The 25,488-nt window shown below is 59.6% G+C and carries 24 protein-coding genes; 6 read left to right on the top strand and 18 right to left on the bottom strand.

Annotated features, from left to right (window positions below; all coding sequences use genetic code 11):
* Positions 1-10: 10 nt before the first annotated feature.
* Entirely contained in the window at positions 11-1,927 is a 1,917-nt protein-coding gene (locus P5540_06055) for a heparinase II/III family protein (protein HRT64374.1), read from the bottom strand.
* Between the two features lie 102 nt (positions 1,928-2,029).
* On the opposite strand from P5540_06055, the gene P5540_06050 reads away from it, so the two are divergent.
* The gene (locus P5540_06050) at positions 2,030-2,935 is read left to right on the top strand and encodes a DMT family transporter (protein HRT64373.1); all 906 of its coding nucleotides are present in this window, start codon (positions 2,030-2,032) and stop codon (positions 2,933-2,935) included.
* On the opposite strand, the gene P5540_06045 is transcribed toward P5540_06050, so the two are convergent.
* The 7 genes from P5540_06045 to P5540_06015 all read right to left on the bottom strand — a co-directional run bounded on the left by P5540_06045 (position 2,930) and on the right by P5540_06015 (position 8,067).
* The gene (locus P5540_06045; GenBank protein ID HRT64372.1) at positions 2,930-3,325 is read right to left on the bottom strand and encodes a hypothetical protein; all 396 of its coding nucleotides are present in this window, start codon (positions 3,323-3,325) and stop codon (positions 2,930-2,932) included. The genes P5540_06050 and P5540_06045 overlap by 6 nt on opposite strands.
* A 22-nt stretch (positions 3,326-3,347) precedes the next feature.
* Positions 3,348-3,560: a hypothetical protein gene (locus tag P5540_06040; protein ID HRT64371.1), complete on the bottom strand. Its 213-nt coding sequence runs from the start codon at positions 3,558-3,560 to the stop codon at positions 3,348-3,350.
* Positions 3,561-3,645: 85 nt separating this feature from the next.
* On the bottom strand, positions 3,646-4,335 hold the full coding sequence (gene queC / locus P5540_06035; GenBank protein ID HRT64370.1) for a 7-cyano-7-deazaguanine synthase QueC: 690 nt from the start codon (positions 4,333-4,335) through the stop codon (positions 3,646-3,648).
* Positions 4,332-5,108: a sugar phosphate isomerase/epimerase family protein gene (locus tag P5540_06030; protein HRT64369.1), complete on the bottom strand. Its 777-nt coding sequence runs from the start codon at positions 5,106-5,108 to the stop codon at positions 4,332-4,334. Before P5540_06030 ends, queC begins: the two co-directional genes overlap by 4 nt.
* A gap of 81 nt (positions 5,109-5,189) precedes the next feature.
* Complete coding sequence (locus P5540_06025; GenBank protein HRT64368.1) at positions 5,190-5,972, bottom strand: SAM-dependent chlorinase/fluorinase; 783 nt, start codon at positions 5,970-5,972, stop codon at positions 5,190-5,192.
* A 6-nt stretch (positions 5,973-5,978) separates the two neighbouring features.
* Positions 5,979-6,896: a GGDEF domain-containing protein gene (locus P5540_06020; protein ID HRT64367.1), complete on the bottom strand. Its 918-nt coding sequence runs from the start codon at positions 6,894-6,896 to the stop codon at positions 5,979-5,981.
* A 79-nt stretch (positions 6,897-6,975) separates the two neighbouring features.
* On the bottom strand, positions 6,976-8,067 hold the full coding sequence (locus P5540_06015; protein ID HRT64366.1) for a hypothetical protein: 1,092 nt from the start codon (positions 8,065-8,067) through the stop codon (positions 6,976-6,978).
* Positions 8,068-8,323: 256 nt separating this feature from the next.
* Between P5540_06015 and P5540_06010 the strand changes: the two genes are divergently transcribed.
* The 5 genes from P5540_06010 (at position 8,324) to P5540_05990 (ending at position 17,230) form a co-directional block, all read left to right on the top strand.
* On the top strand, positions 8,324-9,754 hold the full coding sequence (locus P5540_06010) for a BNR-4 repeat-containing protein (GenBank protein ID HRT64365.1): 1,431 nt from the start codon (positions 8,324-8,326) through the stop codon (positions 9,752-9,754).
* A gap of 109 nt (positions 9,755-9,863) precedes the next feature.
* Complete coding sequence (locus P5540_06005; GenBank protein HRT64364.1) at positions 9,864-10,889, top strand: uroporphyrinogen decarboxylase family protein; 1,026 nt, start codon at positions 9,864-9,866, stop codon at positions 10,887-10,889.
* The gene (locus tag P5540_06000; GenBank protein HRT64363.1) at positions 10,886-12,040 is read left to right on the top strand and encodes a uroporphyrinogen decarboxylase family protein; all 1,155 of its coding nucleotides are present in this window, start codon (positions 10,886-10,888) and stop codon (positions 12,038-12,040) included. Before P5540_06005 ends, P5540_06000 begins: the two co-directional genes overlap by 4 nt.
* 392 nt (positions 12,041-12,432) lie before the next feature.
* On the top strand, positions 12,433-13,941 hold the full coding sequence (locus tag P5540_05995; protein HRT64362.1) for a 2-isopropylmalate synthase: 1,509 nt from the start codon (positions 12,433-12,435) through the stop codon (positions 13,939-13,941).
* 13 nt (positions 13,942-13,954) lie between these two features.
* Complete coding sequence (locus P5540_05990; protein HRT64361.1) at positions 13,955-17,230, top strand: PQQ-binding-like beta-propeller repeat protein; 3,276 nt, start codon at positions 13,955-13,957, stop codon at positions 17,228-17,230.
* On the opposite strand, the gene fliP is transcribed toward P5540_05990, so the two are convergent.
* The 10 genes from fliP to P5540_05940 form a co-directional block, all read right to left on the bottom strand.
* Positions 17,227-18,024: a flagellar type III secretion system pore protein FliP gene (gene fliP, locus P5540_05985; GenBank protein HRT64360.1), complete on the bottom strand. Its 798-nt coding sequence runs from the start codon at positions 18,022-18,024 to the stop codon at positions 17,227-17,229. The genes P5540_05990 and fliP overlap by 4 nt on opposite strands.
* A complete protein-coding gene (locus tag P5540_05980; protein ID HRT64359.1) occupies positions 18,008-18,727 on the bottom strand; it encodes a flagellar biosynthetic protein FliO in 720 nt (239 codons plus the stop codon). Before P5540_05980 ends, fliP begins: the two co-directional genes overlap by 17 nt.
* Positions 18,717-19,070 (bottom strand): FliM/FliN family flagellar motor switch protein, encoded by a 354-nt coding sequence (locus P5540_05975; protein ID HRT64358.1) that lies wholly within the window; start codon positions 19,068-19,070, stop codon positions 18,717-18,719. Before P5540_05975 ends, P5540_05980 begins: the two co-directional genes overlap by 11 nt.
* Positions 19,067-19,600, bottom strand: a complete 534-nt coding sequence (locus tag P5540_05970) for a hypothetical protein (GenBank protein HRT64357.1) — start codon at positions 19,598-19,600, stop codon at positions 19,067-19,069. The genes P5540_05975 and P5540_05970 overlap by 4 nt, the downstream gene beginning before the upstream one ends.
* 55 nt (positions 19,601-19,655) lie before the next feature.
* Positions 19,656-20,357, bottom strand: a complete 702-nt coding sequence (locus P5540_05965) for a flagellar motor protein MotB (protein HRT64356.1) — start codon at positions 20,355-20,357, stop codon at positions 19,656-19,658.
* Positions 20,350-21,135 (bottom strand): MotA/TolQ/ExbB proton channel family protein, encoded by a 786-nt coding sequence (locus P5540_05960; GenBank protein HRT64355.1) that lies wholly within the window; start codon positions 21,133-21,135, stop codon positions 20,350-20,352. Before P5540_05960 ends, P5540_05965 begins: the two co-directional genes overlap by 8 nt.
* A 169-nt stretch (positions 21,136-21,304) precedes the next feature.
* Positions 21,305-22,627 (bottom strand): flagellar hook protein FlgE, encoded by a 1,323-nt coding sequence (locus tag P5540_05955; protein HRT64354.1) that lies wholly within the window; start codon positions 22,625-22,627, stop codon positions 21,305-21,307.
* A gap of 47 nt (positions 22,628-22,674) precedes the next feature.
* Positions 22,675-23,229 carry a flagellar hook capping FlgD N-terminal domain-containing protein gene (locus P5540_05950; GenBank protein ID HRT64353.1) on the bottom strand — a complete coding sequence of 185 codons (555 nt, stop codon included), beginning with the start codon at positions 23,227-23,229 and terminating at the stop codon, positions 22,675-22,677.
* An 18-nt stretch (positions 23,230-23,247) separates the two neighbouring features.
* Positions 23,248-24,495, bottom strand: a complete 1,248-nt coding sequence (locus P5540_05945; GenBank protein ID HRT64352.1) for a flagellar hook-length control protein FliK — start codon at positions 24,493-24,495, stop codon at positions 23,248-23,250.
* 428 nt (positions 24,496-24,923) lie between these two features.
* Complete coding sequence (locus P5540_05940) at positions 24,924-25,487, bottom strand: hypothetical protein (GenBank protein ID HRT64351.1); 564 nt, start codon at positions 25,485-25,487, stop codon at positions 24,924-24,926.
* Between the last annotated feature and the right edge of the window lies 1 nt (position 25,488).

Genomic DNA, 25,488 nt, shown 5'->3' with positions numbered 1-25,488 from the left:
GCCGTTGCAATTATTTTGGACTGCAATGCGTTCCCGTAAACACAGCGGCGATCGTCGCCTTGTCCACCGCGCGGTTTGTTTGAACGATGAGACAGGTATGCAACGTGTCCGGTTTGCCCTCCGAAACGGTGTTGATGGTGTTGTCGGGCATCTTCATCTGCGTGACGACAATGGGAACCGACGCGTTGATTGTCCCCGCGGCATCCGGCCATACAACCCGAAAGGCCCCGTCTTTTTCTTCGATGGAAACCTTCTCATTCGTACCCAAATGCCAGCGAAACATAACGATGTTCGCCTGTCCGGCGCCGAGTTCGACCTTGTCCTCGACTTCCATGCGGTCGGCATCCCACGCCACCGACCGGCGCCATGAACGCAGCCCCGCATAGCCGCTCTTCACTTCCAGCGCGACTTCCCCGCCCTGTTTGTCGAGTCGCCGCACATCAAGCGGCACAACGACGCCGCGTTCCTGCCACCCGGACGGCGCATAGGTGTCGCCCGCATCGCGAGGTTTCGGTTCCTCGGTTCCCAGTTGCAGCACGTTGTGTCCCGCGCCGGAGGCAAAATGCGATCCCATCAGCGGATGTGAATAGTATGGAGTACCCGCTTCGATGAGAATACATTTCCCCCTGTAAATAAAGTTCACGTGGCCGCGATCGTAATGGTCATGCTGATCGGCGGGATGGCCTCCGCGCACCCATGCGCCGCTGGCGTCGTCGCTCCAACTGCCGCGCCAATTCACACGGGTTGCGCGCTCGTATGCCGCGAAAAGCGGCGGCGCCGCCTCGTCGCCAACGGGCGGCATCGCATACACGGCCAATCCCGCCAGATCGTTCGACGGACCGCTTGTCTGACGGGCAAGCGCCCAGCGCGCCACCGGACTCCCCGTGCAAACGGCCAGCATCGAAAGCAACGGACGCTGTCCTTCCGTGGCCGATCGGGCCGCGCCTGCATCGAAACAGTTGACCACCATGCCGCCCGGCTGGAAATGTTCCACCAGCCATGTGGGAAAATTTTTCAGGAAACGATGGTCCACCGCGCGGCGGTCGCCCTGGACGGCCATGGCGCGTGCCGTGTGCAGCATGGACGACACCGTAAACGAGGCATAGCCCATCCCTTCCTCGAATTCGCCCGCAGGACCATGTGCATCGAGCGCCTTCATGAAATTCCCAACGCCCAATTCGTACGCATCGTGGTGCGAATCGGTTCCAAGCAACAAACACGCGCGGACAAGACCCTCCGTCGGCAGCATCCATTGGTTGGTAATCGGATCGTCGCTGCGCACGAACCACGGACGCTTCGTCTGCCAATCGTCCACGACGCCGGCGATTTCGCCTTCAAGCAAGGCGCGCAATCGCTCGAGAAGATCCGCTGGCACGGAGTCGCTCGACAGGATGTCAAGCGCGTCGCATAGGGCCCGGACGCCCATGCCCGTCGCCAGCCAGTTGCCGTCCTTGCCGCCGGCCGGCAATCGCGCGCCCGGATGGTACAACGTCCATCCCGGACGCTGAAGCGGCGACCAACCCGCCATTTCTTCCAGTTGCGCAAGCACGCGGTCGCGAAATGCCATTTCGCCGGTGATGAGATACGCCGCCGCCAGCACCGGCAATTCCTTCGCGGCAAGGCTGCACGCGGCAAAATCCGACATGGCCAGTGCGAAATCCTGCTTGATTTCATCTTCAAGCGCGTTGGCGCGGCCATCGAGCCATGTCCGGTTCTTGCCGACCTCCGCCAGTGTCTTGGCCCGGCGAACGATCGGCAGGGCGGCCATCTCGCGCGCGCTTTTCACCAGTTTGGCGCGCGCGGGCGCCAGGGATTCTTCCTGCATCGTCTTTTCCAACTGGACGCGCCACGGTTCAATTTCAACCGCGAAAACGGCCGGACACGCAATCAAAGCAATCATCACAAGACCCATTGCCGTCGGCTGCACGGTAAATCCTCCTTGGCATTGTCTCCACGGATCGTTTCGGGCTTCCTGGATACTTCCTGTACAATACGCCTTTTCGCATGACACAGGAAATCGCTTTTTCCCATGAATCATTCGCATCGTTTTGCCGCCGCGGTCAATTTGGCCGTTGCCACGGCGGGCTGGGCGTTGGCGCCGATTTTCATCCGGGATCTCAGCACGGTCTACGAGCCCCACACGCAGAATTTCCTGCGGTACCTGAGCGCGACCGGACCGTTGCTGTTGATCAGTCTCGTCTGGTTCCGTCCGGGGCTTTATGCGGCGCTGCGCAACCGGCGCGGCATGATCGGCATCGCGGCGCTGAACGTGGCGCAGCAATACACATGGACCGTGGGCTGCGCCGGCTCGACCGCAACCACTGCGCAATTGGTGTCGAAACTGAGCATCGTTTTCGTCGTTATCCTTGGATTCATTCTCTACCACGAGGAACGCGCCGTTATTCGAAGTCCCGGATATATCGGCGGCACGATGTTGAGTTTCGGCGGATTGGCCGCGCTGATTGCAACCGATCCGGCATCGCTGATCCCGGTGATGAACTGGCCCATGGCCATGTTGTTGGCCACGGCCGCCTTCTGGGGAGGCTATACCATCTGGGCGAAGCACCTTGTGGGCAGCCTTCATCCGATTCCCATGTTCACGGTGCTGTCGATCTACACGACCGCCGGTTGCGGATTCCTTGCCCTGACGCTGGGACATCCGTCCGCCTTGGCGGCAGCGGGCATGAAACCGGCCGTCACCGCGGTAATATCGGGCCTGATTCCGATTGCCCTCGCCCACCCCGCGTTTTTCCACGCGCAAAAACACCTCGGTTCCGCTTTCTGCACAAGCGTCGCCCTGCTCAACCCATTGATCACCTACGCCATTGCGATGTGGATCTGGCCCGACGAACATATGGCATTGCATCAATGGGCCGGCGCGGCGGCGCTGTTGGCGGGAACGTTCATGATCGTCCGGGCTGGTCGCCGTTCATGATGCCGGAATGATTCCCCGCGCCGCGAGTTTCGGTTTCAGATAGTCCTTCACGTGGCGGAAAATAATGTCCGCCTTGCGCGCGATGGCTTCCTGATGGAGATGGCAGTTGTCGGTAAATAGATCCGTGCCGCCCACCAATTCCTCGGCAACGGGCACGTAAAACACCCCCAGCCGCCCGCATAATTCGCGAAGCAACTCATTGGCGGCGGCGATGGCGCGTGCATAGTCGTCCATTCGCGGATAAATTTGCAGCTTCGGGTTGAATGGCTGCATGAAACTGTAACGCTCCATGCGCTCCAAATGGATCAGGTCGGGACAGGCGAAACTGCACAGGACTATATCAACACCCGCCTTCTGCATTTCACACGCGAGCATTTCGACATTGTTCATCAGAAAGCGCGGTATTACCGCCCTAAACGACGAACGCGAGGGCGCAATCCAATCCGGAAATCGGGTAGGTCAGATCGTTTCGCACCCTCTCGAACGTCGTCGAACCGCCGATGCACAGGATGCGGTAAATTCCCGGCGGTTTGGGAAGCACGATTTCGTCGTCGCGAAATCCGGCGCTATTCGTCCACAGAGTCCATGGCCCAAACGTGTCATCGCGATAGACGTAGGGGCGCATCTTGCGCCATAACTCCTCGTACAAGGATTCGCGGCAACCAGCAACCACAACAACAGGCCCGCGGTATAAAAGATCGTCTTTCGCATCATGTCATGTAGGGAACCGGATCGACGACGCCCGTTGCCGCGAAGGCATTCAGGCGCTCGACGCACGTTGGACACGTTCCACAAGCGCATTCCCCGCCACGATAACAACTCCACGTATGCGCAAAATCCACGCCCAAATCGAGTCCAAGCCGAATGATTTCCGATTTCCTCATTTCGGCAAAGGGGGCGTGAATCCAAACGCGGTTTCGGCGGTTCAATGCAAGCACGCGATTGAGGCGCCGGACGAAATCGGGCGTGCAATCCCAGTAGCCATACTCGTCCTGCGCCTGAGCGCCGTAGTATACATCGCAAATTCCCCGCGCCTCGGCATAGGCCGCCGCCATCGCCAGAAGCATCATGTTGCGGTTGGGCACATAGGTCGGGGGCTGCTCCAAATCCTCTGCGGCCAGATCGGCAAGGCTCGGCACCGCAGCGCCACCCGCGACGAGCGCCGATCCCTCACGCAGCAACGCGCCCATGAACGAAATATCCAGCACGGTGTGTAGCGCGCCCGCCCGTTCAGCCTGATGCGCCGCGCACGCCAATTCCCGGGCATGCCGCTGGCCGTACCGGAAACTGATCGCATGAAGCGGCGCATGGCCCAAATGGCGTCCCGCATGGCACAACAGCACCGTGGAATCGGCGCCGCCGCTCAGCAGCACAACCGCGGGCCGTCCATGCGTCTTCATGCGTCCACGCCTTCCTGCTGCTTGAGGAACGCGATTGCTTCGACAATGTCCGCGACCGGATCGTCTCCACACTCGCGCTCGATGGTCAGATAACCCGAATAGCCGATGGCCCGCAATGCGGCAAGGTATTCCGGAAAACCGACATCGCCCTTGCCCAGCGCCACTTCCTTGGGCTGGTTGCGGAGTCCGTCCTTGGCGTGCGTGTGCACGATGAATTCACCCAGCACGGCGACATCACCAATGGGATCGAAGCCGGCCATGCACAGATTGGCCGGATCGTAATTCACCTTTGCGCCCGCGCTGTTCACCGACCGCAAGAACGCCGCCAGGCTTTCCCCGGATTCCGGACCCGTCTCCGTCGCAAGGCAGCAATCCCGCGCTGCGGCATATTCGGCCACCTCGCGGACCGCCCCGGCAAGAACGGCATAGGCGCGACCGCTTGGATCTTCAGGCACGACGCCGATGTGTGTTGTCAGGATGGGCGTGCCGAGATCCACGCACAGGTCGAACATCTCTTTCGTGTGCGCGATGCGGGCATCCACCGTCGCCGGATCCGCAAAGCCCCCGATATCGCCGCACAGCGCCGAACGTTCCAAGCCAAGCGCCGCCATGTAATGGACCAGTTCCCGCCTGCCGCTTTGCGACAGGTTGCGCGGATCCAGTTCATTGTTGGCCACCCAAAGTTGAACCCCGTGAGCCCCAATCTCCTTCGCCTTGCGCAACGCCGCCTTCATTTCCATCGGCAACGACGCCGTGATAATTCCAACCTTCATGCGCCAATCCTTTCCCTCTCCATCCCACTTTTTTCATGTCCAATCATCTCGCAGCCGCACCCAAATCGCCCGTTCATTTTGTCAACCGATTTCGACAACAACCGGCTGGCCCCGGTCGAATTGGAAAAACTCGCGCGCGCTGCCGCCATTGACGGCAACTTCCAGAAAACCCGCGCCTCCAATCAGCGCCAACGGCTCTCCAGGCGGCGCATCGGCGTAGGTGCGGCGGAGGTTCCCAAGGCGCATCGCGCCCGCTTGGACGATACAGGCGGCTTCTTTCGGGATATCGTCCCGCGCAATGTTCGTAATCAGATTGCCGAAACGGTCAATGTGAACCACCTCGCCCTCGATGCCCCCCGGCGTCATGATCGGAACGGGAACCGGCAACTCGACCAGGTCTGCGATTCGCGAACCGAATTCGGACAGGGGCACACCGCGCGCAAGGTGGGCCGCAACGGGCGCAAAGACATCGCGCCCGTGAAACGTCGGGCTGATTTCACCGCGCATAAAACGCGGGTTTTCGATGATTCGCGCATCCTGTATGGGATAACGCCTGACGAAAAAAGTGGCGATGCCGTTGTCGGGGCAGACGAGATACTGGCCTCCCGCCTGAATGACAAGGCCGTGGCGCGGCGTGCCGACTCCAGGGTCCACCACGGCGACATGAACGGTGCGATCTGGGAAAAACGGAAGCGCGCCCGCCAGAAACAACGCCCCTTCCATGATGTCGCGAGGCGGAATATCATGTGACAGATCGGTAATCGTTAAATGGGGCTGAATGGCGTATATCACGCCCTTCATGGCGGCCACATAGGGATCGCGCACGCCGAAGTCCGTGGTCAGCGTGACAAGGGGCGCGGCCATGGAATCTCACGGTGCGCACCGGACGCAATTGCGCCCGGCCGCTTTGGCCGCGTACAACGCGCCGTCCGCGGCATGAATAAGTTGTTCGATCGTTTCGCCATGGCGGGGCCACTCCGCCAGTCCTTGGCTGATGCTCACGCGAAACGTCGCCCCGTGAAAATCGAAGGTGCGTTGCTGAATGGTCGTGCGGAGGCCTTCCGCAACCGCTATCGCCTCGTCGAGCGGAGTCTCCGGAAAAAAGATAATCGCCTCGTCGCCCCCGTAAAGACCAGCCCTGTCCTGCTTGCGAATGCTGTGGCGGATCATCGCGCCCATTTCACGCACGACCATGCGCCCCGCCAAGTGCCCGTGCGTGTCGTTGACCTTTTTGAGGCCGTCCAGATCCGTCATGGCGAGCGAGAGCAACCGGCGTGCGCCATCGCGATGGATTTCCGCGTCGAGTTCCCGTTTGAACGCATCCATCTTCAGCAAACCGGTCAATTGATCGTAATGAATCAACTGGCGCAGATCGTCATAGAACCGGGCATCGGCCTCGTCTTGCAGCACGAACTTGAACAGCACATCCCCCATCCGGATTTTGTCGCCATGCCGCAGTCGTGACGTCGCCACCGGCTCGTCATTGACAAAGGTCCCGTTGCTGCTGCCGAGATCCGTGATTTCGAATTCATCGCCCTCTTCCGCCGAAACGCGAATGATCCGGGCATGTTCGCGCGAAACGGAGGGCGCGGCAATGCGTACACGCGCCTGCCGGCCGCGACCAAGGACATACGAGTCTTCGGCCAGTGTGATTTCGTGCCCGATTTCCCATCCCGACAACACCACCAGCGCCGCTTTGCGGAAAGTCCCCGCCCGGCGTATGTCCGCCCCGCCGATCAGCATCGTGTGATCGTCAAGATTCGTCTTTGCGGTATCGTCCATGCGCATGTTGTCTACTCCCGATGGCGCCGGTCGCTGAAAATCGTATGGTAACAAGGATACACGCCGCGCGCAAGGAACGAATACCTCATGCCGGACCGGACTCCGCCTTTGAAGGCTTCATGGGGCTGTCTTCCGGTGAATCCTTGGCGGCACGGGCCGGGCGCCGCTGACGGGGTTCGCGCTGCATGAGCGACAACAGCGCCGCCAGGCGTTCGTTCAATTCTTGTGCGCGTTTCGACAGGCGTTCACTATCCAACATTTCTCCCGCGGGTCGCTCGTCCGTGGATTCGGCGGCGAAAAGGAGATCCGTGAATTGGGCCTGCGAATCCTTACGGCGCGCCGTTTCACTGATAATTTGCATGATCTTCCCAATGTTATCCGCCATTTGTTCGAGCGTTTGCGCGGTTTCCTGAACGGCTTCCGCATGAAGGTCCGGCCCGGAAACGACGGGCGCCGCCGGTTCGGAAGCGACGTCCGCACGGCGCGTTTCGGGATGCAGCCGGGCGAAAACCTCCGCCCGAATCAAATCCACCACAAGCAAGTCGGGCGAGCATTGCTCCTCGGCCGCCAACCGGATCACGTCGTCCGCCAGCGTCCGCGGCAACTGGCCCAGAAGCGTCGAGGGGGGTGTCGGCGGAAGCGGGGCAACTCGGGGTTGATCGCCTGGGACCGGATAGGCCGACGCTCCGGCGCCCGGCACGCTCACCGGGAAAAAGTCCCCGCTGGGCGAGAGCGATACGACTTCATCGCCCGCCATACGCCGTTGCACCGCGGCCATGTAAAGCCGCAAGGCGCGCCGGATCAGTTCCGAAAAGGTATCCGCCGCGCCGGATTTGATCAGACGATGAATGCGCTCCTCATCCCCGTGGGCGACACGAATTTCTATCGAATTTTTCGCCCGCCCCCCTCCTTCCGAAACGCCGGCGCCGCCCGCCCGCTTGGGAATCCGCGGCGCAATGGCGTCGAGCGCGCCCAGCATGAAGCCCGTGGCCGGATTCCGAAACATGACGCGAAACCCACTGTTGCGACCCGCCCATGCCTGATCCAGAAAGACCAAAGCGGCCCGGATCACATCGCTCATGGAGGTATGGGATGTTTTTGCGAGCGCTTCTTCGATGCACCGTTCGTCTTCCGAAAAGATTCGGAAACGCAACCGCTTGGAAGGAATATTTGCCATGCCACACCTCACAGGCGCGTTGGACAGCCCAATATTGCCGATTGCCAAAATTCGTATGTGTATATTGCCATACAAGGAAACAAAGGTCAAGGGCTTCGATCGAATCGTAAACCAAACCAGACGATTGAAAACCACTTGGCAATCCCACATCAAGTACGCTACACTTCTTCCATCACGCATAGCGATCATCTGCCGCCCCCGGAGAGGATCGTTTTCACCATTTCTTTTTCATTCAAGACCACGGAGGACAAAAGGGATGAACATTCGTGAGTCGGCCGCAAAGCCCGCCCTATTGATGGTTTTATTGTGCCTCTGCGTCTTTTCGATGATGGCTGCGGGGAACCCGGCCTTCAAAAAGGCCGACGGATACCGCGGAATCTGGTACTGCAACCAGGAAACAAGGGATGAATACGTCTACAAGTACAGCGGGGGGCTTGGAACGTACTGCGCCGATCATATCCCGCTGGCGGTTTACGCGCCGGAGGTGAACAAGACGTTTTTCGTGTACGGCGGTATCGGCGACGATGGCACGACGCTCCTTGAAATGGCGGGCTGCTATGATCATAAGACAAAGAAAGTCTGTCGTCCCACGATTGTCATGGACAAGGGCACTTCCGACGCGCACGACAATCCCGTGATTGCGCTCGACGGCAAGGGGCATGTCTGGATCTTCGCCAGCGCGCACGGGACTTCCCGGCCCGCGTATGTCTTCAAAGGCACAGCGCCCTATTCCATAGACGATTTCGAGGAAGTCGCAAAGACGAATTACTCCTATCCGCAACCGTGGTGGATTCCGGAAAAAGGTTTTCTGTTTCTGCACACGCTTTACCAGGGCGGGCGCATGCTGTTTTCAAGCACAAGTCCGGACGGGATGCAATGGTCCGAACCGCGCTGTTATGCGCGCATTGAAGAAGGCCATTACCAAGCGACGTGGCCGTGCGGAAACCGGGTAGGCGCCGTGTTCAATTATCATCCGAAGAAACGGGGCCTGAATTTCCGAACAAACGTGTATTACATCGAGACGGCCGACATGGGCGCCACGTGGACCACCGTGAGCGGCGCGCCGGTCGAAACGCCGATGACGGCTGTCGAAAACCCAGCACGGGTATACGACTATGCCGCCGAAAAACTCAACGTCTACATCATGGACCTGAACTACGATGCCGAAGGCCGTCCGGTTATCCTTTATCTTACAAGCAAAGGCTGGGAACCGGGGCCGAAGAACGCGCCGTACACATGGTGGACCGCGCATTGGAACGGCCGCGAATGGGACATCCGGGCCGCGGGAACGAGCGACCACAACTATGACATGGGAAGCCTCTATGTCGAACCGGATGGCGCTTGGCGTGTCATCGGGCCGATGTTGCCCGGCCCGCAGCCTTACGGCACCGGCGGCGAGATAGTGATGAAGACCACGAAGGATCAAGGCGCGACGTGGTCCGCGGATATCCCGCTCACCGCCAACAGTCCGCGCAACCATTCCTATGTCCGCCGCCCGTTGAACGCCCATCCCGGCTTTTATGCGTTCTGGGCCGACGGCGACGCCCGGAAACGATCCGAATCCCGCCTCTATTTTTACGACAAGAAAGCCGGCCGCGTCATGCGCCTGCCGGACAGAATGGATGGTTCCATGGCTCGTCCCGAAGAGGTGTCGCGCCACGGATGTCAATCGGACCGATCCGACTGATCAGGCGAATCTGGCGCATTCATGGAGCCGTTCAAGGAACCGTTTTGCGCACACCCAGCCAATTCCGTTAGGCTATCACCCGTTTCAGACAAGGAGGAATTTCCGGATCATGACATCGCGCGAACGGGTCATTCGCACGCTGGAATTTGATTATCCCGACCGGGCGCCGCGTGATTTGTGGGCGCTGGCGGGCGTGGGCATGTTGCGGAAAGCGGAACTCGACGCGGTCTGCAAACGCTTTCCAAGCGACTTCACCGGCGTTGACGGGCGCTACGGTCCTTCGTCCGTGTCGCGTGGTACGCCGGGCGAAGTCGGCACCTATGTGGACGAATGGGGCTGCGAATGGACCGTAGGCGAGGTGGGCGTCTGCGGCGAGGTCAAGCACCCGCCGCTGGCCGATTGGAGCCGGTTGGAATCCTGGTCGCCGCCTTGGGAACTGATTGACAAGGCCGACCTGAGTCGCGTCGAGGCAAGCCATCGCGCCACGGACAAGTTCACGAAAGTCGGCACACATGTCCGGCCCTTCGAGCGAATGCAATTCCTGCGCGGCACGGAAAATCTGTTCATGGACATCCTGTGCGAGCCGGACGAGTTCAGGCATCTCTGCAAATTGATTCATGAATTCAATCTTCGCGACATCGAGATGTGGTCTAAGACCGCCGTGGACGCGGTCGGTTTCATGGACGATTGGGGCACGCAAAACGCGCTGCTGATTCCACCGGAGAAATGGCGCGCAATCTTCAAACCGATGTACAAGGATTACTGCGATATTCTCAAAGGCGCGGGCAAGTACATCTTTTTCCACAGTGACGGCCACATCGAGGCGATCTATCCCGATCTCATCGAGATTGGAATTCATGCCGTCAACAGCCAGTTGTTCTGCATGGACATTGAGGGGCTGGCGCAACGCTTCAAAGGCCGCGTCACGTTTTGGGGCGAGATTTCGCGGCAGGACATTCTGCCGTTCGGTACGGTCGAGGATGTCCGCGCGGCGGTCCGGCGCGTCCGGCGCGCGCTGGACGACGGCAAGGGCGGCGTCATCGCGCAGTGCGAATGGGGCGTCCGCGATCCGAGAGAAAACATCGAGGCCGTGTTCGAGGCATGGAGCGAGCCGATGGAAAGGAACAACCGATGAACAATCGCGAACGCACGCTGGCCGTGCTGAATTATCAACCCTATGATCGGATGCCGGTGGTCCATTTCGGGTATTGGGGCGACACGCTGAACAAGTGGGCCGCGGAAGGGCATATCACAAAACGCATGGCCAAGGCGTGGGGCGACGGCAATGCCACTGATCTCGCACTCGATAAAAAACTCGGCTTCGATTTCAATTACTACACCTGCTTCCACACCGACACGCACCTCCGGCCGGGTTTCGAGCGCAAGGTGCTCGAAGAATTGCCGGATGGATCGCGCAAGGTGGTTGACGGCGAAGGCGTCGTGATCCTTGAGAAGTCCGGCGCGGTCGGCATTCCGCCCGAAATCGATCATTTGCTGAAAGGCCGCAAGGAATGGGAGGACCATTACAAGCACCGCCTGCAATTCCACGAGGAGCGCGTGACGAAAGCCCGTGTGCGCGTGGGGCGGAAAATGGTTTCCTTCGACGAGGGGGGACTCGATTATCTCAAGCGCGACCGGCGGACTTTTCCGTATGGACTTCACTGCGGCAGTCTCTTCGGCCGCGTCCGCAATATACTGGGCGTGACGGGTGCGACCTATCTTTACGCGGAGGACGAGGCGCTGTTCGATGAAATCGTGAACACCTACGGCGACCTCTGTTTTCAATGCGCCAAGACGGCGCTCGAAAGCGGCGCAAAGTTCGATTTCATCCATTTCTGGGAAGATATCTGTTTCAAGAATGGACCGCTTATTTCACCGTACGTGTTCATGGAAAAAGTGGGGCCACACTATCGCCGCATCACCGATCTCGCACGGAGGCATGGAATCAATATCTGTTCGCTCGATTGCGACGGCATGATTGATGCCCTCATTCCGACGTGGATCGAAAATGGCGTCAACACGATGTTCCCGATTGAAGTGGGCACATGGAACGCCAGCATCGAACCGTGGCGCGCGCAATACGGCAGGGAATTGCGCGGCGTGGGCGGCATGAACAAAAACGTGCTGTCGCGCGATTTTAACGCGGTTGACGCTGAAATCGAGCGCCTGCGACGGCTTGTGGATTTGGGCGGCTTCATTCCGTGTCCCGATCACCGCCTCGCGCCGGATTCCAAATGGGACAATGTCCGCTACTACTGCGACCGCATGCACGAGGTGTTCGGTTGAACACGCTGACGGGTAACAAACGGCATCGCGCGTGAGTGCAAAACACTCCATGTACGGGTGAGGCATGGAACTTCAATTGGTTGCACAAATTGCCCAAGACGTTCTTGTTTTTTTTATAGAAACCGGATTTTAAGGCACTGACTCCTGAATTCCGACGGCCTCGTTTAGGTTCATCCCTCTATTCTTGCGGAAGGTGTAAAGGGTCCCATGCGTCCTTTTGGGCGCTTATGTCCATTTGTCCTTGCCCGATGCGCATGAACGGCATAGTAGGCATAGAGTCAGGCATTCCCGGCAAAATTGAAAGCGCGGGAATGGCTTTGTTAGTGTTTGGTGTTGTTGCGGCACAGGCGCATGACGCGCACATGAAAATGGCAAAGAAGGGAACGAGAGCAATGGCGGCGCGAGTTCAGATATTCGACACGACCCTGCGGGACGGCGAACAGTCGCCCGGAGCAAGCATGAACGTGCAGGAAAAGGTCCAACTGGCCCTGCAACTCGAACGCTTGGGCGTGGATATCATTGAAGCCGGTTTTCCCGTCGCCTCGGATCAGGAATTCGAAGCCGTGTCGAAAGCGGCGGAACTCGTCAAAACCAAAAGTGTGGCGGCATTGTCGCGCGCCGTCTCGGGCGATATCGAGCGCGCCGCCAAGGCCCTTGAAAAGGCGGCAAATCCGGTTTTGCACACGTTCATCGCCACGTCGGACATCCATATCGAACACAAACTGCGCATGACGCGCGATCTCGTACTTGAAAACGCGGACAAGGCCGTTCGGCTGGCCAAGAAACTCGTGGGACGCGTCGAATTTTCCGCGGAAGACGCCACGCGGTCCGATTGGGACTACCTGGTTCAGGCCGCCGGCGTGGCGATTGCGGCCGGCGCCGATGTGATCAATCTGCCCGATACCGTCGGGTTCACGACGCCCGACGAAATCCGTGAAATGTTCCAATACGTCATTGGAAAGACGCCCGGCGCGGACAAGGTCGTTTTTTCATCCCACAATCACAACGACCTGGGCCTTGCCGTCGCCAACGCGCTGGCCGCGGTTCAGGGAGGCGCGCGGCAGATTGAATGCACGATCAACGGCATCGGCGAGCGGGCCGGCAACACTTCGCTCGAGGAAGTGGTCATGGCCATGCGCGTCCGACACGACATGCACCCCTTCGAAACCGGCATCGTAGCCAGCGAACTCTACAACACAAGCCGGTTATTGAGTAATCTGACCGGCCTGTCTATTCCCTATAACAAACCGATCGTCGGCCGCAACGCCTTCGCGCACGAGTCGGGCATCCATCAGCACGGCATGATTGCCAACAAGGCCACCTATGAAATTATGACGCCCGAATCGGTCGGGCGTCCGCGCAGTGAACTGGTGCTTGGCAAACATTCCGGAAGGGCCGGTCTCGCCAAACGCTGCGAGGAACTCGGATACCATCTTTCCGACGAGGAAATCTCGCGCCTTTACCAGGATTTCATCGTCCTCGCGGACCGCAAAAAAGAGGTTTTCGAGGACGATTTGCGCGTGCTCATCGTCGCCATGCAAAACGAGTCGTTCGAGGTGTACCATCTGGGCCAAGTGAGGACCGCCGGGGGCGATCCCGCCATGGCTTTCGTCAAACTGCGCAAGGGCGACACGGTCTTTACGGACACGGCCACGGGCGACGGGCCGGTGGATGCCGCGTTCCAGGCCGTGGACCGCATCACCGGCTACAAGGGCAATCTCAAGGAGTTTTCCATCCGCGCCGCCACAGGCGGAACCGACGCCCTCGGCGAGGCGCATGTAACCGTGGGATTCGGCAAGCGGACCTTTATCGGCACCGGCGCCAGCACCGATATCATCGAAGCCGCCGTCAAGGCCTATCTCAGCGCCGTCAACAAATATGCGGCCCTTCAGGCCGGCTAGGAACCGCGCGAACATGAACGGGACGAGGTCGTTGGGATTGGGTTCTTTTACACGATTATTGGCTGCCGTGCTGTTGTGCGCGGGTGCAGGCGCTTTTGGAAGCGACTGGCCGGCCTATCTGCGCGACAATGCACGCAGCGGCGTGACGGATGAAACGATCGTTTTACCGCTGCAACCGGCATGGACCCATGTGCCCCGTCATGCGCCCAGACCCGCATGGCCGGCCCCCGCCAAACAGGATTTTTGGCATGAAATCCGGGAATTGCGTCCTGTTGTAACCTATGATCGCGCCTTTCAGCCCGTGATAGCGGGCGACGCCCTCTACTTCGGGTCATCGTCCGACGATCACATGTATTGTCTCGATGCCGCAACCGGCGCGGTGCGCTGGCGGTTTCGTACCGAGGGACCGGTGCGTCTGGCGCCCGTTATTGACGGTGGCCGTGTTTACTTTGGATCGGATGATGGCCGAGTATACGCGCTAGACGCATCGTCCGGAAAGCCGATATGGCATTTCCGTCCACCGGAACCCGATTGGCGTATTCCCGGCAACGGCCGCATCGTTTCATGGATGCCCACGCGAAGCGGGTTGGCCGTCGAAAACGGGATCGTCTATGCGTGTTCGGGACTGTTCGGCTCGCAAAGCGTGTATGTAAGCGCTTTGGATGCGGCCACCGGCGAACCCCGCTGGAGCGTGAAAACGCCCGGCATCGCCCCGCAAGGTTATCTCGTGCTTTCGCCCACGCGTCTCTTCATCCCCACCGGACGGACCAATCCCGTCGTCGTTGACCGGAAGACCGGCAAAGTGTTAGGCGAAACGGAGGGCGCCGGGGGCGCGTATGCCGTGCTGGTGGACGGACAGGTCGCGACGGGACCGGGCCGCACCAGTGGAAATGAACTCGAGTTGGCCGATGCCGAGTCCCGGGAAACGATTGCATCGTTTCCGGGGCTTCGCATGGTCGTTGCGGGCGACACCGCCTACCTGCAATCCCTCACTGAACTCTGGGCGCTGGATCGGCCGCGCTACGTCGAACTATCGCACCGTCAAATCCTGGCGCAGAAACGGATCAAGGATACAGAAAAAGCGCTTCGGCAGGCTAAGGACGAAACCGAAATCGCACGGCTCAAGCAGGCCATTTTCGAAGATGGCGCGACGGTCGCCGCACTGTCTCTTGAAATGGGCGCCTGTATCCGCTGGAAGAAGGCCATCGAGGCCCCCTATGCGCTGATTTTGGCGGGCGATGTGTTGTTCACCGGTGGCAACGGTTTTGTGGCTGCCCATGCCATTCAGGACGGCACGGAAAAGTGGCGCACCGATGTGGACGGGTGCGCGTATGGCCTCGCCGTAGCCAATGGAAGACTTTACATAAGCACCGACAAGGGACGGATTTATTGTTTTGGCGCGGACCCGGTTTCTGAAAAAACGTCCGCCGAAGTCTTGCCGTCTTCGCAGGCCTTTCCCGCCGATGAGGCAATGGCGGAGGCCATTCTGAAGCAGACGGGTATCGAAAAAGGATACTGCCTTGTCCTGGATTGCGGATCAGGCCATCTTGTCCGGGAACTGGCCAGGCGGAGCGACCTGCATGTCGTGGGCATCGAGCCGGACCCGTCAAAAGCGGAAGCTGCAAGCGCTATGTTGATGACGGAAGGACTGTATGGGGCGCGCGTAGCCGTTCATACCGTTTCCCCGCCGCTTCCCTATACGAGCATGATGGCGAACTTGGTTGTCTGCGAAACAACGCCGTCGGTTTCCTGCCGTGAAGTGTTGCGTGTTCTGCGGCCCTACGGTGGCACGTTCTGCATCGGCGATTCCGATGCATCGCGCCTTGAGGCATGGCTGACCGGGGCCGGCTTGGACGCATCGTGCATTCGCAAGGAGCATGGCGGTATCTGGGCCGTTCATGTCCGGGGTCCGCTCGAAGACGCCGGCGAATGGACGCAACTGTACGCCAATCCGAACCATACCGCATGCAGCCTCGATCCGTTGCGTGGCCCCATGGCGATACAGTGGTTCGGCGAACCCGGTCCGCGCGACATGATTGACCGGCATCACCGGCCCATGTCGTCGCTTTTTAAGGCGGGGCGTCTTTATATTCCCGGCAACGACCTAGTGATGGCCGTGGATCCCTACAACGGATTTCCGCTCTGGCGGTTGGACGCGCCGAACTCGCGCCGCGTCGGCGCGCTAAAAAACAGCGGCCACATGGTCATCGCCGACGATTGGCTTTATGTGGCCGTTCAGGGTGAATGCTGGAAGGTCAATCCGGCGACCGGCGAGAAAGCGGGTATCTTGAAGGCGCCCGGACAGGAGCAGAGACCGCACGATTGGGGATACCTCGATTGCGTGGGCGATGTGCTGGTGGGAACAGGCCAGAAGCCCGGCGCGTCGTTCAATGCGATGAGCAAGGCCACCGTCAACACCATCGAGGGCGATTTTCGCCCTGTGATTGTCAGCGACTGTCTCTTTTGCGTGGATCGCCAAACAGGCCAGACGCGCTGGCTGTATCGCAACGGCTGTATTCTCAACAACGGCATCATGATTGACGCAGAATCGGCGGAATCCGATCGGTGTATTTACCTGCTGGAAAGCCGCAACGAGAAGGCCATGGGCAACGATCGCGGGCGGATTCGACTCGACGAATTCTTCGCGGAGGGCGTACGGTTGCTGGCCCTGCGGCTGGCCGACGGCTCGGTGGTGTGGGAAAGGCCTGTCGCCTTGCCCTATCAGCACATCGCCTATCTCAACGGTTCGCGTGGCGTGTTATTGGCCACGGGAACCTACAACAAGGGCAACGAGGTCTGGTACGGCCTTTATGCCTTCGACATGAAAACCGGCGGGGACAAGTGGCAGACTCCCTACCGGGCCCTCGACAACCGCAGCACCGACAATTTCGCCGAGATTGACGGCAGCCACGGCGAGCAATGGCAGCACCCCGTCATAATCGGAAACACCGTCTACTCACGGCCCTTTGCGTTCGACCTCCAGACCGGCCAAAAGAAAGACTATATTGCCCGCCGGGGCGGCCATGGCTGCGGCGGATTGACCGCCTCGGCGTATTATCTCTATGGACGGGGAAACAATCCACGCATGTATCCGACGGAAACCGCCGCCACCGAAGGCATCCCCTTGACGAACGAGACGCGACCCGGCTGCTGGCTCAACATCATCCCCGCCGGCGGCCTTGTCATGATCCCCGAATCCAGTTCCGGCTGCACCTGCGGGTATCCCCTTCAGACCTCGCTGGCCCTGATCCCGGCATCCGCCCTAATCGCCGAAGCGAATGGACGCTAATGAAAACTGCGGACAAGGGATCCGATTAGAAGATACCAGCCGTCCGCAAGAACAAAAAGGATGATCTTGAAGGGCAGCGAAACGAAGATCGGCGGCAGCATCATCATTCCCATGGCCATCAGCGTACTGGCCACGACCATATCAATGATCAAGAAGGGGATGTAAATGATGAAGCCTATCTGAAACGCGATGCGCAATTCGCTGAGGATGAACGCGGGAATCAACACATGGGTCGGCACATCGTCGGGCGTGTTGGGCCGTCCGCGCTTGGAAATTTCAAGGAACAGCGCAAGGTCTTTTGCGCCGACCTGGCGAAACATGAAGGTGCGCAGCGGCTTGATGCCGGCGGCCAGCGCCTCGTCCTGCGAAACCATCTCGCCGCGCACATAGGGGCCGATGGATTTGTTGTACACCTCGTTGTACGTCGGGTACATGATGAAATAGGTAAGGAACAGCGCAAGGCCGATGAGCACCTGGTTCGGCGGCGACTGTTGCGTGGCCATGGCCTGCCGGAGAAATCCAAGCACGACGATGATCCGCGTGAACGACGTCGTCATGACAAGGATCGAGGGCGCGAGCGCAATGACGGTAACCAACACGACCACGCCCAGCGTTGTCGGCAACTGCCCCGGCGCCGTTGCGTTGTGTACCCCGCGCAGGAGGTTCATCCCCGTGCCGCTCTCGCCGGTCTGCGCACAGGCCGTATCGGCCGCCAGCGCAATGGCCAAAAGCGCCGCCCATCGCAGGGCGTTTTTCGCCACGGCCCCTCGCGAACGATCAATCCCGCGAGTCACGCATGCGTCCCTCCAGGTATTGCTGGAGCCGCTGAACATCCCTGCGCAACGCATCCAATTCGGCCTCTTCGGAAGGTCCGGGGGATGCCGGTTGTTCCTGTGCGCGCAGACTCGCCTGCAACTCGCCGAGAAACGATTCAGCGCGACGGGTCTCCGGCGAGACCGGTTGAACCGGAGCCGCCGCCGGCGCCGTTGGAAACGCCGCCTCGTCGAATTCCGCGATGAGCGACATGCCATTGGGTGTCACGCCGATAATCAACATTTTACCGCCCGTGCGAACATAGTGCAGGCACATCCGCGGCGACAGATGCACCTTGCCGGCCAACTGCCCCAATTCCACGCCCGCCAACATCGGCGTATTGCGGCCCAAGCGGCGCACGAGCCACAGCGCCGCCACGATCAACGCCAGCACCAAGCAAAGCGATGCGAGCGTGCGCAGGACATTCCGCGTCATGGAGGGTTCTTCGGGCATTCTTGCCGGGCGCGTCTCCGGCGGTTGCCCGGCCGCATCCATTTGCGCCTGCACCTGTCGGATTTTCTCCGCCTCGGCATCGCCCTCCCCCCTCAATTCGGACGGGGCATATTGGGGGAGATCGAGCGCCGGCGCCTCGGTCGTATCGTAATTCTCACCGGGAACCTGTTGAGCCGCCGCCATAAACGCCAACACGAGCAATCCCGCGGCAAGCCGGATACTACGCGTCATACTCCCCCTCCTCTTTTTCTTCCACGGGGGTTGCGCCGATAATTTCGGCGATGCGCACATGAATTCCGTCGGCGATGACCACAATTTCACCCTTGGCCAGCGGTATGCCATTGACGAAGATATCCGTCATTTCGCCAGCCAGTTTATTGAGCGGAACCACCGAACCTTGCTTGAGTTCAAGCACGTCGCGGACGGCGAGGGTGGTTTGCCCCAAGTCAATGGTCAGCACAAGCCGCACCTTTTTCAGGTCTTCGATACCCAAGTGCTCTCCGGAAACATCCGCCGAAGACTGTACTTCGTCAAATTCATGCGCTTGGGGTTCGGGTTGGCGGAAACGGTTCATAGCACGTACACCGTAAACTTGGTGTGAAGCACCTCGATAATCTTGATTTCCGGGTTAGGCTTGGTCTGAAAACGACGCAACAGGGCATCGGCCTCTTCGCGGGCTTGTTCGCGAATGCTTTTCTGAACGGCGGCATCGTCCAGTTCCTCGCGGGTTCGTCCCCGGTGCAAATCGGCCAACATCGCGACGAACCACTGCTTGTTCTTCTCCACCAGCGCCTTGGTTTCCTCGTTTTGGCACACCATCGAAACCGTGTAGATGAGCACCGATGTCGGCGCGTTGGGATCGCTGTTCGCCACGGCGGTCTGTGCCTCGGGAAAATCATACACGACGGATGTCGCCGGTATGGCGTTGGACGGCAATTCCTCCTCGTGGTTTTTTTCTGCCTCCGCGTTCAGCCGGGGCGCCAATAAAAATTTGTATGCGCCCATCCCGGCGCCCGCCGAAACCAGCGCCACCACAACTATGATGACAATCCAAACGACCGTGCCGCCCGACTTCTTGGGCGCCGCTTCCTTTTCATCCGCCATGGGTGTCCACCTCGCTAGTGTATTGAATCATAGCAAAACGCAATCCACGCTTCCCTTATTGTTCCGCCATTGCTTCGCGGCCCATTGTACTATGCTTACCCGCACCGCTTACAAGAATTTCTATCCGCCGGTTGGCTTCCCGGCCTTCTTCCGACGTATTGACGGCCCGGGGCCGGCCTGCCCCGCACGCCACAATTTCAAAGGCATCCATTGGCAGTTTTCCGGCGGCCTGCAAGCGCCGCGCCACGGCGTCGGCGCGCGCAAAACTCATATCCATCAAATCGCGATAGGCGGAACCTTCCCTCAGCGGGCGATCGTCCGTGTGCCCCTTGATCGTGGCCCGGCACGACGGATACATCGCCAGTCCATCGGCCAAGGCTTGCATCACATCGTTTGCCTCTTCACGCAACGTCGCGCTCTCGCCATCGAACAAAAACGAGGTCGGCAACGTGAAAACAACACCGCCCCCGGCATCGAACGTCACGCGCAGCGCGTGCGTCTTTCCCAGGATCTGCACGCGGCGCTGCACTTCCCGCGCCACCCTTCCCCAATCACCGCCGCCGCGATCATCCGCCGGCGTCACGCCCAGCACCCGTTGAAACGATTCGAGCGCCTCGCGCAACTTCTTCTCATTGACTGTGGAATACGCGGCCAACAGGATAAAAAACACCAGCAACAGGCTCATCAAGTCGCCATAGGTCACCATCCATCCCGGCGCGGCGGGGTGAACGGGATTTGTGAAACGCCGCCTATGCACGCGGAAGACTCCGATCGGTGCGTACCCGTTGCCTTACGGACGGGGCAACGAACGATTTCAATTTCTGCTCGACCATCCGGGGGTTGTCGCCCGACTGAATCGAAAGAATCCCCTCGATCATGATCGCCTTGTCCAGCGCCTCGTTGGCCGTCCGCACCCGCAATTTGCCCGCCGCGGGAAGAAAAACCAGATTCGCCAGAAGAACGCCGTACAGCGTGGTAAGAATCGCCACCGCCATGCCGTATCCGATGCGGGACGGATCGTTCATCGAGGACAGCATTTGGACAAGGCCTATCAACGTGCCGATCATCCCGAAGGCCGGCGCATAGGCGCCCATGGCCGTCAAGATGGATTGGGCCAGCGAGTGCCGGTCTTCCATAAACGTTATCTCGACGGCCAGCATATCCTTGATGAGTTCCGGGGGTGTTCCGTCAATCGCCAATTGCATTCCGCGCTCGAAAAAAGGGTCCGCCGACAGTTCTGTCCGGCCTTCCAGCGCCAGCACGCCATTCCGGCGCGCCACGCCCGCATACTCGACCAGTTTTTCAATCAATTCCTCAGGAGGTATGACCCTTTCGACAAACGCCTTCCGAACCGTGGAAAAAACAGCCAGCACATCGCGCAGCGGATAATTCAGCAGCGTGGCCGCCAATGTGCCGCCAACCACCAACAGCAATGCGGGAACGCTCCAGAACACCCCCGGATTGCCGCCCAGCAACACCGTAAAGCACACCAAGCCTATTCCCGAAACCAGTCCGATGATCGTGGCGGCATCCATATTCCGCGTTCCGCGCTCCTTGTCGAGGCGATTCTATCACCGCCATCGCCGCCGCTTCCAACGAAGGGACGCGCCGAAACGACGCCTTGCATTTGTAAACACAAAGCGCCAGGCGCAGCCGGTCAAGGACCGGCACACACCTGGCGCGCATGGAACAGGCCGCCCCATGCTAACGGATAAGATTGACGGCTTCCTGCAGAAGCGTGTCGGCGGCGGTTACCGTTCGCGCATTGGCCTGGTAACCGCGCTGCGTCACAATCATATTGCTGAATTCAGTGCCCAGATCCACGTTGGAGCCCTCAAGGACACCCCCCGACACGGACCCGAGGCCGCCCGTGCCGGGCGCGCCGATTTGCGCTATACCCGAGGCGGGCGTTTCCGCAAACAAGTTGTCGCCGGCGCGCGCCAGTCCACCGAGATTGCCGAAACTCGCAAGCGCCACCTGGCCGATAACCTGTGAAATCCCATTCGAGAACACGCCGTAAATCACGCCATCGCCGGCCACATTGAAACTTTCCAACACGCCGCGGGCATATCCATCCTGGGAGATCATTGTCAGGTCGCTCGCTCCTGAAAGACTCGTCACGCCCGAAAGATTGATGGCGAATTCGAATGGGGTCGTTGGCGTTGCGGAACCCGAAAAGGCGCTGGCCGGCACCGACACCTGATTCTGGGACGGCAGGCTTGCACGGGCGGTAAACACGCCGGATCCGTCAAGGCCCCCCTCCGCATAAAATCCGCCTGTGCTGTCGAACAGGACGCATCCCGTCTGGCCCGCGGGCACATTGGACACATCGGTTCCGTTGAATGTCGCGGCCCAAGTCCAGGCGTTGTACACGGTCCCACTGTCGGTGACCTGTGCGCGCTTGGTAAAAATAATCTGGATCTGGCGCTCGGCGCCGAGCGAGTCGTAAACACGCAAGGTGCGCGACACCTGCGTGCCCACGTCGGCGTCCGCGGCCAGATTGCCCGCCAGCGCGGTATTTTCCGTGGCGCGAACGACGGAGGTATTGCCGATGGGGATCGTGATGTCGCTCAAGGTGGCGGTGGCGGGAATCACCCCCGTCGCGTCGGCCATATAGCCCTGCACGCGCAAACCCGTCGCCGGATCGACAAGGATCCCATTTACATCCCGTGCAAAGGAACCGTCACGGGTGTACAGGAGGGTGCGCCCATTGCTCATGATGAAAAATCCGTTGCCCTGAATGGCCAGATCCGAATCCACGCCCGTGCTAAACAGCGATCCCTGGCCGAAATCAATGTCAATGCTGCCCACGACCACCCCAAGGCCGATCTGCTCCGGATTTGTACCGAGGATATCCCCCGTACGGGCGCCGCCGCCCTGCAGTGTCTGCGAAAACAGATCCTGAAAATTCATCCGGGATGCGCGGTAGCCGTAGGTATTGATATTCGATATGTTGTTGGCCACGACATCCATCCGGCGTTGATGCGCCAGCAGTCCCGTGACACCCGTGTAAATTGCCGTTCCCATGCTCGTAATCTCCTTTTTTTTGTTTTTCCGCGCCCTGCAGGACGCCTTTATTCGACCCGTTGTATCGAAGAAACCGAAATGGCCGCATCGTTCACCATGACGTAAAGGCCCGACCCGCTGGTCATGAGCACCCGCGTGACCTTGCCTTCCTGCGCGTTGCCGTTGACATCCGTCCCCGAAACCGTTCGCCCGATCAGTGAATTGGCCGCGAGAAAATTGGTCTGTTCGACGGCTCCGCTCAATGCCGCGAAGCGATCATTCAGGTTGTTCATTTGTTCCAGCGCCGAAAACTGCGCCAATTGCGACAGCATCTCGGCATTGTCCGTCGGATCCAGGGGATCCTGGTTCTGCATCTGAAACACCAGCAATTGAAGGAACGCCTCTTTGCCGAGTTCCGTTTCCATGCGGCGTGCGGTCGAAACCGTCGAATTGCCGGTCGTTTGGTTGCCGGCGGCCTTGGCGGTCTCAAGCGACTTTTCGATCACCGCGCGGGCCTGTTGCTGGACACCCCCGAATTCCGAGGCCACCTTGCGCGCGGTTTCCATGCGTTGCGCACGCGTCGGCTCCTGCATCCCCAGCCGTATGCCTACCAAAGCATTCATTGTTTTGTCTCCTTTTTTTCATATCAAAATGTTCAACGCGCCATCGTGTGAAAGGCGGCGCACCGCGGATGGCCGTAGTTCAATCGTCGCGCCGGAACGGGCCGCCACCGCGGGAGTCCACGAAACACCGGTGTCCGCCAAGCCCGCAAATTGCGATCCGGCAAAAGAATGGGAAGAGGCATGGCCGGCCATTCCTGAAGCCACGCTGATGTTCTTCACATCAAGATTATTTGCCGCGAACGCATCGCGTAAAGCCTGCAAATGGTTTTCAAGCGCATCGCGAACCGCCGGATTCGCCGAAAAGAACTTTATATGCAGCGCATCGGCGGCCATGCAGACTTCGATGCGCAACTCTCCCAGCGAGGGCGGGACAAGATGCACCGCAATCGTCTTTTCGTTTTTCGCAACCAGATAGCGCACCCCGCGAAGCGCCACTTCCTGCAACATCGCCGGTGAAACGCGTTGCAGCGCAACCGGTTCGAACTGTAGTTCCGTTGCCGGGAGGGCTTTGGAAACGGCCGGGGGCGAAAGCGAAACACGCAAGCCGACTGCATCCACCGAATCCGTATCGGACTCGGTTTGGGCGGAGACCGGAAAGGCCTCGGTATCGGGCAATTCCACGGTTATCTTTGCGGAAGCGCCGGCAACCGTCCGGGCCGTGCTCGACGCGGCGGCCAGGGTGTCCAGCGCGAGCGCGGGCACTGGTGAACCCGGTTCCGTGGGGTCCGCGGACGCCTTGAGAAGCGCCTGTACAAAACGGGAAAGATCCACGGGCTTTCCCGCGTCGCTTGCGGCGGAACCGCCCTGTGCGAACGAACCCGACACCGCCGAAACAGACTCGGCAAGGGGAGCATCCGGCGCAATGATGCGTCCTGAAAAGGCACTGAGGCATGAAGGTTGGGACAAGGATTCCACGGCGCCTGTTTCCCCGTCAATTGCGGCCGGCTCGGGCGGCCATTGCGCCAACAACGCAAAGAGCGCGGCCCAATCACCGGCACACAAGGGCATGGCGCATTCCGTTGGGTTTGAATCGTCCAAAACGGCTCCGGCATTTTCCGGCGGCGTTGGGGAATCCTCGGGAGACGGCATGGTTTCCCGCGCATGCGGGTCCGCTGCGCTGCCCAAAGGATCCGCGGCTTGTAATTCATGCGTTTTGCATTGTTCGGACAGCGCCTGCATGAAACCGTCTGGCGGCGCTTTTTGAATGCGCACTGCCGGCGCTTCAACCTGCGGCGGCAACACGGCGGCCACGGCCGATGGGTTCATAAAAAGAGTCCTCCTGTTTGAAAAACGACAGACCGGAACCGGTCTTGAGAGTACCGAGTTCTTGAGACAAAAAGATGAGAATTTCCACGAAGATTGGCATTCCCGGGCCATTTCATGTCGGATCAAGCAACAAGATCCGGTGTTGAAATTGAAAATGGCCGCTTTGTAGCGCCGATTTCCAAATCGGCATGTCACGTTTCAGCAAGCCGATTTGGAAATCGGCGTTACATTTTGAGACCTTCACGACTCCGAGTACACGGTACTCTCAAGAACCGGAAAGGAAAGCGGGAAAAAGTATCCGGTTCACCAATTGGGTTCCCGGTTCAACCTTCAATCCGTTGACGGAATCCAATCGTCAAATAGACAGGAAACACCCCCGTTTTCCGTTGAATTTTGGCAGCAGATCCCCGGACCCGATTGTTGCGCGGTCACAACTTTTTGTTTTGAAGTCCCAAGAGGATCGCCCCGGCCTGTTCAGGCGGCATGGCGTCAAGAATTTTCGCGCGTTCCTTTTCTTTGACAAATCGCAGAATGGCGATTGCGTCCTCCATCGGCCAATTTTTCATGGTCTCAGCCGCCTTTTCCGCTTTCATTTGCCCTAGGGAAAGCGCCACGTCTTCCATGCGCTTTTTCTGATCGGCATCCACGGTCTTGATGGACGCGGCAATCTGGGTCTGCACGGCCTGGATTTCCGTTCGAAGCGCGTCGAGATCGGCGCGGGCCTTTTGAAGCCGCGCTTCCTCCTCGCGGATGCGCGCTTCGCGCCGGTCCAGTTCCTCTTCGCGTTGTTTGAGCGCGAGCGCGAGCGCGCTGGTTTGATCGCCGTTTTCGCGGGGTGTTTCGGCGGCTGTCTTGGGCGGGGACTTCGGACGCAGAATCTTCTCGAAACCTTCTTTGGACAAATTTCCGCTGTATGCCAGCAAGCCCGCCAACGATCCCGCGAAGGCAATCGTGGCGATCAATAACACCGCCAGCAGTTTCAGGACCTTCATC

This window comes from Candidatus Hydrogenedentota bacterium, from assembly GCA_035450225.1.
Taxonomy (GTDB): domain Bacteria; phylum Hydrogenedentota; class Hydrogenedentia; order Hydrogenedentales; family SLHB01; genus DSVR01.
The sequence above is the reverse complement of the archived record's forward strand: the minus strand, read 5'-3'. Positions and strand labels throughout refer to the sequence as shown.